Origin of the sequence: Mycobacterium sp. IS-1496, from assembly GCF_001499995.1 — a bacterium.
Lineage (GTDB): Bacteria > Actinomycetota > Actinomycetes > Mycobacteriales > Mycobacteriaceae > Mycobacterium.
Window position 1 is genome coordinate 113,217 of record NZ_LQIU01000076.1, and the last position, 13,371, is coordinate 126,587.

A 13,371-nucleotide genomic window follows, 5' to 3' on the forward strand; every position below is an offset into this window, starting at 1 on the left:
TCAGAAGCGGCAGAACCGGATGTCGGAGGCGAGGATCGCCTTGGCGCCGATCGCGGCGAGTTCGTCCATGATCGCGTTGACGTCGCGTCGGGGCACCAGCGCCCGAACCGCCACCCAGTCCGGGTCGGCCAACGGGGCGATGGTGGGCGATTCCAGCCCCGGCGTCACCTCGGTGGCCCGTTCGAGCACGTGCCGCGGGCAGTCGTAGTCCAGCATCAGGTACTGCTGGCCGAACACCACACCCTGCACGCGGGCGGCGAGTTGGTCACGCGCAGCGGCGTTCTCGTCGTCGGCGCCGTCGCGCTCGATCAGGACCGCCTCCGAATCGCACAGCGAGTCACCGAACGCGACCAGGTTGTGCAGCCCCAGCGTGCGGCCGGAACCGACCACGTCGGCGATCGCGTCGGCGACACCGAGCGCCACCGAGATCTCCACCGCACCGTCGAGCCGGATCACGGTCGCCTCGATCCCCTTGGCGGCGAGGTCTTTTCGCACCAGATTCGGAAACGCGGTGGCGATCCGCTTACCGTTCAGATCCGCCGGCGTCCAGTCGCGTCCGGCCGGGGCGGCGTAGCGGAAGGTCGACGATCCGAACCCCAGCGCCAGCCGTTCGCGCACCGGTGCGTCCGATTCGGCGGCCAGGTCCCGGCCGGTGATCCCGAAGTCGAGTTGGCCGGAGCCGACGTAGATCGCGATGTCCTTCGGGCGCAGGAAGAAGAACTCGACGTTGTTGGCCGGGTCGACGACCGTCAGGTCCTTGGTGTCGGTCCGGCGTCGGTAGCCCGCCTCCGACAGGATCTCGGCGGCCGGTTCGCTCAGCGTGCCCTTGTTGGGCACGGCGACCCTCAGCATGCCGTTCACAGCTTGCGGTAGACGTCGTCGGGCGACAGGCCGCGGGCGATCATCAGCACCTGCGTCCAGTACAGCAACTGGCTGATCTCCTCGGCGAGCGCGTCGTCACTCTCGTGTTCGGCGGCGAGCCACACCTCGCCGGCCTCCTCGAGGATCTTCTTGCCCAGGCCGTGCACGCCCCCGTCGAGGGCCGCCACGGTGCCGCTGCCCTCGGGCCGGGTGCGCGCGCGCTCGGTCAACTCGTCGAACAGCGCATCGAAGGTCTTCACGGGCTGCGATTCTCCCACGCCGTCAGGGTCAGCCCCGTGCGGGCACGGTCATCAACACCGAGCGGGCACGGCCCTCAACCCTCCTTGGCGGCGGTGGGCAGGTCCTCCTTGAGGATCTCGCCGTGCATGTCCTCCAGCGACACGCCCTTGGTCTCCCGCACCCAGCGCCACACGAACAGGCCCGACAGAATCGCGCACAGCCCGTAGAAACCGTAGGCCAGACCGAGGTGCTCGCGCAGTCCCGGGAAGGTGACGGTGATCAGCCAGTTGGCCGCCCACTGACCGGCGGCGGCCAGGCCCAGCGCGGCGGCGCGGATGCGGTTGGGGAACATCTCGCCGAGCAGCACCCACACGACCGGGCCCCAGGACATGCCGAACGCGACGACGAACAGGTTCGCCGCGATGAGCGCGATCACCCCGGACGCGCCGGGCAGGCTCGGGTTGCCGTCGGGGCCGATGGTGGCGTTGGCGAAGATCACCGCCATGGTGATCAGCGTGACCGCCATTCCCGATGAGCCGATGAGCAGCAGCGGTTTGCGGCCGATCTTGTCGATCAGCGCGATCGCGATGAGCGTGGTCAGCACGTTGATCACCGACGTGATGACGGTGTAGATCGCCGACTCGTCGGCGCTGAAGCCGACCGCCTGCCACAGCACGTTGGAGTAGTAGAAGATCACGTTGATACCGACGAACTGCTGGAAGATCGACAGTCCGAGGCCCACCCAGACGATGCCGTAGAGACCGCCGGTCGGCTTGCGCAGATCCCGCCACGACGGCTTGTCCTCGCGCTCGAGCGTGTCGCGGATCCGGGTGATCGTGATCTCGAGGTTCTTGCCGCCGAGCAGCGTGCTCAGCACCCGCCGCGCCTCCGGGATCCGGTGGCTGGCAACCAGATACCGCGGGGATTCGGGGATCGTGAACGCCAGCGCGCCGTACACCACCGCGGGCACCGCCATCGCCAGGAACATCCACCGCCAGGCGTCGACGCCGAACCACAGCGGTTCGTTCGGGCCTCCTGCCGCCCACTGCAGCAGCCAGTTGACGACGAACGACAGGAAGATGCCGGACACGATCGCCAGCTGCTGCAGGGATCCGAGCCGGCCGCGGATGCTCGGCGGCGAGGTCTCCGCGATGTACGCGGGTGCGATCACCGACGCCACGCCGACGCCGATGCCGCCGACGATCCGGAACAGCACGACTGCCCACACCTCGGGTGCGAAGCCCGTCCCGAAGGCACTTATGAGGAACAGCACAGCGGCGATCTTCATCACCGCGATACGCCCGATCTTGTCGGCGATGCGGCCCGCGGTCATCGCCCCGGCCGCGGCGCCCAGCAGCGCCGATGCGACCGCGAAACCGAGTGAGGCGTTGCCGATGCCGAAGTCCTCCTGGATGGAGTCGACGGCGCCGTTGATGACCGCGCTGTCGTAGCCGAACAGCAGGCCGCCGAGCGCCGCCACGGAGGCGATCCGGACCGCGGTCTTGCCGGAGGTGAATTGGTCGTCCCCGACCGGCAGATCGTCCCCTACCGGCGCCCCTCCGTGACCAGCCATCGAACGTCCCTTCCCGCGCATCGTCGCGTGACCGGAATCACATTCAAGCACTCATCCGGTCGGAAAAGGCGGGTTCCCGGAAGTGGAGGACGTGAAACCGGGCGGCCCGGGATGCCGCTGTCAGGCGCTGCGTCGGCCGGAGGTGACGTCGATCTCCGCATGAAAGGCACGTAGGTCCTCGACGGCGACGTCGCGCAGCGAATCAACGTGCCTGCGGCGCGGACTCAGGGGGACGACGACATCGTTGGGCACCACGAGCACCGGACAACCGGCGAGTTCGGCGGCCAGCGTTCCGGTCGCCGAATCCTCCACCGCCAGGCAGGCGCCCGGATCGAGGCCGAGCAGCTCGGCGGCTCGGCGGTAGGGGTCCGGTTCGGGCTTGCCGTTGGGCACCTCGTCACCGCACACCGTCACCGAGAAGAAGTGGCGGCCGATGCTGTCGAGCGCCTGCTCGGTCAGCGCACGCTGGGTGTTGGTGACCAGGGCCATCGGAACATCTTCGCGCGCAAGCGCTTCGAGCAGTTCGCGGGCGCCGTCACACCACGGCAGGCCGTGGGTGGCGAACAGCTCACCGGTGTGGTGGTGCAGCCAGCGGTCGGCCTCGGCCATCGCCGCCGGGTCGGGCTCGAGACCGAGGTCGGCGAAGATCGTCCTGATGGTGTTCTCCGCGGAGCTGCCGACAAGGGCGGTGCGCAGTTCGTCGGTGATCACCCCGCCGAGCCGGTCGTAGAGCGCGGCGAGCGAGACGTCCCAGAGCTTTTCGGAGTCGACGAGCGTTCCGTCCATGTCCCACAGCACCGCTCGCATGAGGCCATTGTGTCACGGGTCCGTGACGTCGAGCGAACCGCGAGGAAACGCCGTGCAGCCGTGGACATTCGTGCGCTCGCCACCCGCGTGGGGCTCAGTCCTCCGGGTTGTAGCCGAGGTTGGGGGCGAGCCAGCGCTCGGCTTCGGCTAGGGTCCAGCCCTTGCGCCGCGCGTAGTCGGCGACCTGGTCCTGGGCCAGCCGGCCGACCACGAAGTACTGCGACTGCGGATGCGAGAAGTACCAGCCGCTGACGGCGGCACCGGGCCACATCGCCATCGACTCGGTCAGCTCGATCCCGGTCCGCTCCTGGACGTCCATCAACTCCCATAGCGTCGCCTTCTCGGTGTGCTCCGGGCAGGCGGGGTACCCGGGGGCGGGGCGGATTCCCACGTACTTCTCACCGATGAGTGCGTCGTTGTCCAGCTGCTCGTCGGGCTGGTATCCCCAGAACTCCTTACGAACCCGTTCGTGCATCCGCTCGGCGAACGCCTCCGCGAGCCGGTCGGCGAGCGACTCGAGCAGGATCGCGCTGTAGTCGTCCAAGGCTGCCTTGAACTCCATGATCTTGTCCTGGCCGCCGAGCCCCGCGGTGACGGCGAACGCGCCGACATGGTCCCGGAGACCCGTTTCCTTCGGGGCGACGAAGTCGCCCAGCGACCGGTTCGGGATGCCTTCCCGGTGCTCGCCCTGCTGACGCAGGTTGTGCAGCGTGGTGAGCACCTCGGTACGGCTGTCGTCGGTGTAGACCTCGACGTCGTCGCCGACCGCGTTGGCCGGGAAGAACCCGATGACCCCGTTGGCGGTCAGCCACTTCTCCTTGATCAGGGTGTCGAGCATCTCCTGGGCGTCGTCGTAGAGCTTGCGGGCGGCCTCGCCCGTCGCCGGGTTGTTGAGGATGTCGGGGAAGCGGCCCTTCATCTCCCAGGCGTTGAAGAACGGCTGCCAGTCGATGTACTCGCGCAGCTCGGCGAGGTCGTAGTCGCGAAACTCCCGCACGCCGAGGCCCTGGGCGGGCACCGGCGGCGTGTAGCCGTCCCACTCGATCGGCGTCCGGTTCGCGCGGGCCTTCTCCAGCGTCAGCATCGGCCGCTCGTTCTTCTGAGCGTGCCGTTCGCGCAGTGATGCGTAGTCCTTCTTGGTGGCCTCGAGCAGCGCCGGCCGCTGCTTGTCGTCGAGGAGCGCCGCGGCGACCGGCACGGAGCGGGACGCGTCCTTCACCCAGACCACCGGACCCTTGCGGCGCGGCGCCACCTTCACGGCCGTATGGGCGCGCGAGGTGGTCGCACCACCGATCAGAAGCGGGATCTCCAGCCCCTCGCGCTCCATCTCGACCGCGAAGTTGACCATCTCGTCCAGGGACGGGGTGATCAGACCGGACAGCCCGATGATGTCGGCGTTGTGTTCCTTGGCCGCGTCCAGGATCTTCTGCGCGGGCACCATCACCCCGAGATCGATCACCTCGTAGTTGTTGCACTGCAGGACGACCCCGACGATGTTCTTGCCGATGTCGTGGACGTCGCCCTTGACGGTCGCCATCACGATGGTGCCGTTGGTGTCCTTGTTGCCGGCTGTGCCCAACTCTTCCTTCTCGGCCTCGATGAACGGCAGCAGGTACGCGACCGCCTTCTTCATCACGCGCGCCGACTTCACCACCTGGGGCAGGAACATCTTGCCCGCACCGAACAGGTCGCCGACGACGTTCATGCCGTCCATCAGCGGGCCCTCGATCACCTCGATGGGGCGCCCGCCCGCGGCGGCGATCTCGGCCCGCAGTTCCTCGGTGTCGTCGTCGACATGGGCGTCGATGCCCTTGACCAGGGCGTGCGTGATCCGCTCGCGGACCGGCAGGTTGCGCCATTCGGCCGCCGCCGGATCCTCGGACTTCTCCGAACTGTTGAACCGTTCGGCGATCTCCAGGAGCCGCTCGGCCGCATCCTCGCGACGGTTCAGCACGACGTCCTCGATGCGGTCGCGCAGTTCGGGGTCGATCGAGTCGTAGGGCACCAGCGCACCGGCGTTGACGATGCCCATGTCGAGGCCGGCCTTGATGGCGTGGAACAGGAACACCGAGTGGATCGCCTCGCGGACCGGGTTGTTGCCGCGGAACGAGAACGACACGTTGGAGATACCGCCGGAGATGTGCACCCCGGGGAGGTTCTCCTTGATCCAGGCGCAGGCCTCGATGAAGTCGATCCCGTAGGTCGCGTGCTCCTCGATCCCGGTCGCCAGCGCGAAGCAGTTCGGGTCGAAGATGATGTCCTCGGCCGGGAAGCCGACCTCTTCGGTCAGGATCCGGTAGGCGCGCCCGCAGATCTCCTTGCGGCGCTCCAGGTTGTCGGCCTGACCCTGCTCGTCGAAGGCCATCACGACGACGGCCGCGCCGTACTTGCGGCACAGCCGTGCCTCGCGGATGAACTTCTCCTCGCCCTCCTTCATGGAGATCGAGTTGACGATCGGCTTGCCCTGCACGTTCTTCAGGCCCGCCTCGATGACCTCCCACTTGGAGGAGTCGATCATCACCGGGACGCGGCTGATGTCGGGCTCGGCCGCGATCAGCTTGGTGAACCGGTCCATCGCAGCGACGCCGTCGATCATGCCTTCGTCCATGTTGATGTCGATGACCTGCGCACCGACCTCGACCTGCTGCAGCGCCACCGACAGCGCGGTGTCGTAGTCCTCGGCCTTGATCAGGTTGCGGAACCGGGCGGAGCCGGTGATGTTGGTGCGCTCACCGATGTTCACGAACAGGGAGTCGTCGGTGATGTTGAGCGGCTCCAGGCCCGACAGGCGGGTGGCCACCGGGATCTCCGGCAGCCCGCGCGGCGGCTTGCCCTCGACGACCTTGGCGATCTCGGCGATGTGCGGCGGGGCCGTGCCGCAGCACCCACCGACCAGGTTGACCAGCCCGGCTTCCGCGAAGTCGGCGATGTAGCCGGCCTGACGCTCGGGCGACTCGTCGTACTCACCAAACGCGTTGGGCAGGCCGGCGTTCGGGTAGCAGGAGACGTAGGTGTCCGCGATGCGCGCCATCTCGGCGATGTACGGCCTCATCTCCGGTGCGCCCAGCGCGCAGTTGAGACCCACCGCGAGGGGCTTCGCATGCCGGATGGCGTTCCAGAACGCCTCGGTGACCTGACCGGACAGGGTCCGCCCCGATGCGTCGGTGATGGTGCCGGAGATGATCACCGGCCAGCGACGTCCGCGCTCCTCGAACAGCGTCTCGACGGCGAACACCGCGGCCTTGGCGTTCAGCGAGTCGAAGATCGTCTCGATGATGATCAGGTCGGCGCCGCCGTCGACCAGGCCGTTGGCGGCCTCCAGGTAGGCGGCGACCAGCTGGTCGTAGGAGACGTTGCGGGCCCCGGGGTCGTTGACATCGGGCGAGATCGAGGCGGTGCGGGTCGTCGGCCCGATCGCACCGGCGACGTAGCGGGGCTTGTCCGGGGTGCTGTACTCGTCGGCGGCCTTGCGCGCCAGGGCGGCGCCGGCGTAGTTCAGCTCGTAGGCCAGGTCCGCCATGTCGTAGTCGGACAGCGAGATCGCGTTCGCGTTGAACGTGTTGGTCTCGAGGATGTCGGCGCCCGCCTCGAGGTACTCGCGGTGGATCGCCTCGATGATCTGCGGCTGGGTCAGGTTGAGCAGGTCGTTGTTACCCTGCAGAGCGGTCGGCCACTCCGTGAACCGGTCACCGCGGTAGCCGGCCTCGTCCGGGCGGTCCCGCTGGATCGCCGTGCCCATCGCGCCGTCGATCACCATGATCCGCTGGTCGAGCGCAGCCTTCAGTTCGTCGGTGCAGTCAGGGCGGAGGTTCGGTTCGAAGATGCTCGGGTCAGAGGCGTTCACGTGCGTTCCTTCCTTGACGGAAGGCGTCCTTGACTTCGCCGAGCGTGGCGGATACCGGCGGCGACCCGGAACCGTTGCAACGCCTCTCGACGGGGAAAGTCTACGTCGTCACCAGATCGACGTCTGGACGCCCAGTTCATCGCCGTTGCGCGAACGCTCCGTGATCGTGTCGGCAATGTCGTCGGCAATGTCGTAGTCACCAGGGTTAACCAGAGTGCAGCCAAACGTATTTCGTCTCGACGGCGCCGGCCGCCTGCAGCTGGGTCCCCCTGGTGCCGTCGCCGGCCACGACACCCATCGGCAGGGTGCCGAGCGGGTCGGTGTCACAGACGCGTTCGTCAGCAGCAGTCACATCGCCAGGGTAGTCGGTGACTGCAAACCGCTGGGTGAGTCGATGGGGCTCACGCGGGCCCGCCAGGCCTTAGGCTGGCGTTGTGACCCCATCGGACTTCGGCCCAGAGAAGGGACCTGACCTGCCGCCGTTGCGCGACGCCGTGGTCGTCGCCGCGTTCGAGGGGTGGAACGACGCCGGCGACGCGGCCAGCGACGCGCTCGAGCACCTCGACGCGATCTGGGAGGCCGAACCGATCGCCGAGATCGACGACGAGTCGTACTACGACTACCAGGTCAACCGTCCGGTGATCCGCCAGGTCGACGGGGTGACCCGTGAGCTGGTGTGGCCCTCGATGCGGATCTCGCACTGCCGGCCGCCCGGCGCCGAGCGCGACATCGTGCTCATGCACGGGGTGGAACCCAACATGCGCTGGCGCACGTTCTGCGCGGAGTTGCTGAACATCGCCGACAAGCTCAACGTGCAGACGGTCGTCATCCTGGGGGCGCTGCTCGCCGACACCCCGCACACCAGGCCGGTGCCGGTGTCCGGGGCGGCGTACTCCCCCGAGTCGGCGAAGTTCTTCGGGCTCGAGGAGACCCGCTACGAGGGTCCGACCGGTATCGCCGGGGTGTTCCAGGACGCCTGCGTGCAGGCCGGGATCCCGGCCGTGACGTTCTGGGCGGCCGTTCCCCACTACGTGTCGCAGCCGCCGAACCCGAAGGCCACCGTCGCGCTGCTGCGCCGCGTCGAGGACGTGCTCGACATCGAGGTCCCGCTCGCCGATCTGCCGACGCAGGCCGAGGAGTGGGAGGAGGCGGTCACCGAGATGACCGCCGAGGACGACGAGATCGCCGAATACGTGGCCTCGCTCGAACAGCGCGGCGACGCGGAGGTCGACATGACCGAGGTGCTCGGCAAGATCGACGGCGATGCGCTGGCCGCAGAGTTCGAGCGGTACCTCCGCAGGCGCGGTCCCGGCTTCAGGAGTTAGATCTCTGTGCGCCAACGCTTTTCCTTGGCATCGCGACGCTCGGAGCGCCTAGTTGTTGGTCGTTGGTGGAGGGGGTTGGTATGGCGGGTACCACCACCAGTCGGCGCGCTCCCCGGTAGGACCTCGGTAGGGGGCGACGGTGGGCGGGGGCTGATTCGGGGGGCGCGCGAGTGAACCAGCTCCGAGTGTTCGGCCGGTGCCGTCGGTGACGGTGAGTCGGGAGGCGGGTCCGGTGATGGTGATGACGCCTTTGTGGTGCAGCCGGTGGTGGTAGGGACAGACCAGCACGAGGTTGTCCAGGTCGGTGCGGCCGCCGTCTTCCCAGTGCCGGAGGTGGTGGGCGTGCAGACCGCGGGTGGCCCCGCAGCCGGGGACCGCGCAGGTGGGGTGGCGGTGTTCCAGGGCGCGGCGCAGCCGGCGGCTGATCAGCCGGGTGGCGCGCCCCGAGCCGATGGGCTGGCCGGCGCGTTCGAACCACACCTCGCAGGTGGCGTCACAGGTCAGATAGCGGCGGTCGGCATCCGAGAGCAGCGGCCCCAGGTGCAGGGCGGCGATACGGTCTGTGAGGTCGAGGTGCACGACCACGGTGGTGCGATGCCCGTGCGGGCGGCGGGCGGCCTCGGCGTCCCACCCGGCCTCGACCAGGCTATTGAACGCATCGCCCAGGGTGGGGAACGGCGGCCGCCCCGCTGACGGGCCCGTGCCCGGGCTGTCGGTGTCGTGGTCGTGTTTCCACTGGGCGACCAACCCGTCGTGATGGGACTGCAGGGCGGCGTCGAACGCCGCCGCCTCGGCATGCGGCATCGCGATGTGCCAGTAGGTGTACTGCTCGTCGGAGGTCTTGGTGATCGACGCCTGCGGGACCGGCTCGGGAGCAGGCGCGGGCGGGATGTCAGTGTCGGCTTGAGGTTCGGGTGCGGGTTCGGGTTCGGGTCGGGGTTCGAGTTTGATCGCGGTTCGCAGCTGGTTGACCGTGGCGCTTCGGGCCAGCTCGGCGTAGTGCTCATCTGACCCTTCCCCCGCCCCGTCGGCGATGACCCCGACCTGATCCAGCGACAGCCGCCCCTCCCGCAGTGCCTGCACGCATCGGGGGAACTCCGCGATCCGGTGGGCGATGGCGGCGATGGTCTTACCGTTCCTCGACGAGGACCCGGTCTTCCAGGCCATCAGATGCGCCACCGACTTCGCACCCGTCATCCCACACAGTTCGTCGTGGTCGATCTCGGCGGCGATCTCCACCAGACGCCCATCGATCGCGTTGCGCTGACCGGTCAACTCCGCCAACTCCTCGAACAACACCTCGAGCCGGTCGACAGGGCGCACCACCACCGCGCCGGACGCCAAGCTCGAGGACATGACCCCATACAACCAGGGGGGTCTGACATTTAGGGCGTCCGGCGAGGGTGCCGAAGGCGACGCCCGGAGTGGGGTTCTCCGGACTGAGTATTCACCAACGGCCACAACGGTTTTCGACGGCCACCCGTAACTGGGAGCAATCGAAAGCCTCGTCATCGGCACAGCGGTCGATCAGCTGAACCGCCGGCCCGACCGCATCCGTCGGTGTCCGTCCACGGCGCGGCAAGAAGCGCTGTTCTCGGCGTGTCGCTCTAACGATCACGACGCCTATGCCGCTGCTCACGGCCCGCCTACATATCTTTGATGGCTCACCAGCTCGGGAACCGACATCCTGCCCCCAAGCACCGCGATGGCAGGGTTCCAGTCAGTTGCCGCAGAAGTGGCGTTGCTGCGGTGACTGCTGGCTCTACGGTGGAGGGCGTGACAGCACGGCATTCCGACGTCGCGGGGTTGACTCTCGGCCACGTCCTGACCAGCCTGGGCGCCGAGCACGATCCGCCGATCGGCCTGCAGGACATCCGCATCATCCGGCACAGCTTCAACACCGGAGAACAGGAGAGCTTGCGCGGACCGCAGGATCTGACCGAGGAGCGCGTCCGCGACTACACTCGCTCACAAGGTATCTCGCCGCGGCAGTTTCCCCGTGATCCGGAGCCCTAATGGGTTCTGCTCGTCGCCGACGGCCAGCGACGGTCCCGGCTCTGGGGAACGTTCGAGAACCTCGGCGAGGTCGCCGCCGAACAGACGACCACGAACCGCTTCTTCGACCTTCGCCGCCATAACTTCCTCGCGGCGCTGGTGAACCTGCTCGTCGTGGAGTGGGACACCCCACGCGTCTGGCATCGCCAGGCGACCAACGCCGCCCGCATGCCTGTCCTTGAGATCGCCGACCGAGACAAAGTGTCGTTCCCGGGGTTCGACCGAGTCCTGCTGACCTACCCCGAACTGGTCGAGATGGTGTCGGACGGCCGCTACGCCGACTGGCGGGCGGCGCTGTCACAGGTCCAAGGTATCTACCTGATCACCGACTCCTCCACCGGCAAGCACTACGTAGGCAAAGCCGCAGGTGCCGAGCGGATCCTGGGCCGCTGGAAGGACTACGCCCTAGACGGCCATGGCGGCAACCGGGCGCTGCGGGAACTGATCGTTGACAGCGCCGGCGTCGCCGCTGCCAAGACCGGCCACGCACACCACTTTTTGTTCAGCATCCTGCCAGTATTCGGGCCCAGCACCCCAGCCTCTGAAGTCGGCGACGCTGAATCCCAATACAAGAACGCATTGTTGACTCGCAAATTCGGGCTCAACCGCAACTGACGACAAGGTGCACTGGTTCAGCTCAGCTGCCGGCCGGCAAACTCCTCGATCTGGCTTGTCCACGCGGAACCCGGACGAGACAGGTCAGCAATGCGGGTTTGCCAACTGGCGTTAAGGCGAAAGGGCCGGATGCCAGAAATCCCGGACATCTGTTCTCTGGTCACGACTCTGTGAGCCCGCGAAGGAGGACGCCCACTCAGCCCCGTTTATAGGCAGAACCGACATAAGCGACCAGCACATCGTCCCACGGAGCGCACCGCGGTCGCTGGTCCAGAGCGTGAGCGGAACTCCTGTCCTACGCTCCTACTTAGGCCTTATCGGTCAGCTCCATAATTGCCTTTCTGAGGCTTGGCGCGAAATCATCGGTAACCCGTTCGCGGGCGAGCCATGGTCTGGTTAAGCCGCAGTCGACAAAAGTTTGATCGTGTGTCAGGTAGACTCCGGATTGATCGACCACTACGCACACACCGTGCTGTTTCGGAAAGTACTCTGTGTCTGATTTCTTACGGATGGTGGGCGCAAATCTGTCAACTCTTAGGTATTTACCGATCTGGCCGAGAAGGTCGCTTTCTGTAAGTATGTTCAGTTTTGCCTCAATGGGAATCCATCGCCCACCTACCATTACAAAGTAGTCAGCTCGCCCCGTGGTCTTACCATATCTCGATGTAACACATTCCTCCAATATCGGAGTTCGTGGATCCTTGATGTCCCCAAGTAGGTAATCGATGAAGTACTCACGTACAAGCTCCTCGTTGAGGAATCGCGCCTGCGGGGAGGCAACCACCTGTCGCCAGTTCTCCTTCGAGATATCTTGGAAAGCGACTTCACTAATCTCAGCACGCTCTAGGAAGTCTGGAATGCTGTTGCCCCGCTGGATGAGTTCCCTGATGGCCCCGAAGTTTCGCTTGTAGAGCGGGGTCACGGTGTTCTGTCCAATTTAGAAGTGCAGACCAAAATCGCTTGAATGTAGGGGCTTCTCAAAAACGCTAACCTGATTGAACGGGACGAAGCTACGGCTACTAAAGTGAAAGGTCTCTTCTTTCGCGTAGTATGTCGCGCTTCCTTGCACGGGCGCACACGCGAAGATGCAACTCTCTACGCCTGTCGACAGCACGAGGTTCCGTTCAAGAGTTTCGATGGTTTCGACATTCGAACCTGGTCGAGTTGATTCACACCTTCGCAGCTCCTTAAGCAGCCGCCTGATTTTCTTGTGGCCTCGATTCGTATGATAAAAGAACAACACGTCGCCTTCGGTCATCCATCGTGCCGCAGTCCATTCGACGAATTCGCTATTCAGTTCCCCGAAATTCAGAATTATTTCGAGATCGGTAAGCTGCCTGCCCGGGGCAAAACCTTCATTTTTCTCGAACATAAATTCGAGATCCTCCACGGACTCCGGAAATCCGATACTCGTGACACATGATTGAACAAATCTAGGTTCCATGAACTGCTCTCCCAATCACTCAAAGTGGAATCATGGAGGTGCATCGCCTCCAATCGGTCTTAAGCTCTCAAGCCCCGCCTCCTTGGGTAATGTCCGAAGAGGCCGAGGACAAGGACTGTAGGTCGGCCAACTGCTTCCGTCATCGGGTGGCCTGACCGGGACGGCGAGGCTCTTCGGGCTGGCGGTACTTACGCCCTCATGACAGCAGGCCGCCGCTCACAGTGCGAACGCTGTACTCGCCCTCACTGGGCGGCGGCGGAGAAGCCTACTTCTTGTTGGCCGGGCCGACTGGACGGATCATGCCATCGCCACTTGGGTCGCAGCCGCCGGGGCACCGACCTCGCTGTTCCAACGGGTGCGGCCGCCTTCACCTCGATAGTGCGGCCCGAGCGTCCCATCGTCGCGAACCGTAACGCGGTTGCCGCACTCGACGCACTCCGCACGCTGCGGGCGTCGCTTGGCCATCTCGTCTCCGAACTAATTCTCACGGCGCCTTTTTCGTCCCTCCGGGCATCTACAGGAGACTGGCTGTCCCTCCCGGTGCCAGTTCACGGGTGAACACGGAGGCTCTCTGGTGGTGTCGGTGGGTTGATCGGGTTACCGACGG

At 66.1% G+C, this 13,371-nt stretch carries 12 protein-coding genes; 3 read left to right on the forward strand and 9 right to left on the reverse strand.

The genetic code is table 11. From position 1 onward, the window contains the following. The 6 genes from hisG to AU195_RS25860 all read right to left on the reverse strand — a co-directional run bounded on the left by hisG (position 1) and on the right by AU195_RS25860 (position 7,677). On the reverse strand, positions 1-852 hold the full coding sequence (gene hisG / locus AU195_RS24805) for an ATP phosphoribosyltransferase (RefSeq protein ID WP_059161696.1): 852 nt from the start codon (positions 850-852) through the stop codon (positions 1-3). Positions 853-857: 5 nt separating this feature from the next. Then, positions 858-1,139, reverse strand: coding sequence for a phosphoribosyl-ATP diphosphatase (locus tag AU195_RS24810; RefSeq protein ID WP_059161664.1), 282 nt, complete (start codon positions 1,137-1,139; stop codon positions 858-860). A gap of 56 nt (positions 1,140-1,195) precedes the next feature. Beyond that, a complete protein-coding gene (locus tag AU195_RS24815; protein ID WP_059161665.1) occupies positions 1,196-2,674 on the reverse strand; it encodes a sugar porter family MFS transporter in 1,479 nt (492 codons plus the stop codon). Between the two features lie 120 nt (positions 2,675-2,794). Further along, entirely contained in the window at positions 2,795-3,481 is a 687-nt protein-coding gene (locus tag AU195_RS24820; protein WP_059161666.1) for an HAD family hydrolase, read from the reverse strand. Between the two features lie 94 nt (positions 3,482-3,575). Next, positions 3,576-7,325 (reverse strand): methionine synthase, encoded by a 3,750-nt coding sequence (metH, locus tag AU195_RS24825; RefSeq protein ID WP_059161667.1) that lies wholly within the window; start codon positions 7,323-7,325, stop codon positions 3,576-3,578. A gap of 205 nt (positions 7,326-7,530) precedes the next feature. After that, complete coding sequence (locus tag AU195_RS25860; RefSeq protein ID WP_157531257.1) at positions 7,531-7,677, reverse strand: hypothetical protein; 147 nt, start codon at positions 7,675-7,677, stop codon at positions 7,531-7,533. 82 nt (positions 7,678-7,759) lie between these two features. On the opposite strand from AU195_RS25860, the gene AU195_RS24830 reads away from it, so the two are divergent. After that, positions 7,760-8,650 (forward strand): PAC2 family protein, encoded by an 891-nt coding sequence (locus AU195_RS24830; RefSeq protein WP_059094871.1) that lies wholly within the window; start codon positions 7,760-7,762, stop codon positions 8,648-8,650. Between the two features lie 48 nt (positions 8,651-8,698). On the opposite strand, the gene AU195_RS24835 is transcribed toward AU195_RS24830, so the two are convergent. Then, the gene (locus AU195_RS24835) at positions 8,699-10,006 is read right to left on the reverse strand and encodes an HNH endonuclease signature motif containing protein (protein ID WP_059161668.1); all 1,308 of its coding nucleotides are present in this window, start codon (positions 10,004-10,006) and stop codon (positions 8,699-8,701) included. Positions 10,007-10,426: 420 nt separating this feature from the next. On the opposite strand from AU195_RS24835, the gene AU195_RS26320 reads away from it, so the two are divergent. Both AU195_RS26320 and AU195_RS24840 read left to right on the forward strand, forming a co-directional pair. Further along, a complete protein-coding gene (locus tag AU195_RS26320; RefSeq protein ID WP_286149482.1) occupies positions 10,427-10,666 on the forward strand; it encodes a hypothetical protein in 240 nt (79 codons plus the stop codon). Positions 10,667-10,804: 138 nt separating this feature from the next. Continuing rightward, positions 10,805-11,320 carry a GIY-YIG nuclease family protein gene (locus tag AU195_RS24840; RefSeq protein WP_286149483.1) on the forward strand — a complete coding sequence of 172 codons (516 nt, stop codon included), beginning with the start codon at positions 10,805-10,807 and terminating at the stop codon, positions 11,318-11,320. Positions 11,321-11,627: 307 nt separating this feature from the next. On the opposite strand, the gene AU195_RS25865 is transcribed toward AU195_RS24840, so the two are convergent. Then, positions 11,628-12,242, reverse strand: a complete 615-nt coding sequence (locus tag AU195_RS25865; RefSeq protein ID WP_157531258.1) for a hypothetical protein — start codon at positions 12,240-12,242, stop codon at positions 11,628-11,630. A gap of 15 nt (positions 12,243-12,257) precedes the next feature. Then, positions 12,258-12,710 carry a hypothetical protein gene (locus AU195_RS25870; RefSeq protein WP_157531259.1) on the reverse strand — a complete coding sequence of 151 codons (453 nt, stop codon included), beginning with the start codon at positions 12,708-12,710 and terminating at the stop codon, positions 12,258-12,260. Positions 12,711-13,371 lie beyond the last annotated feature (661 nt).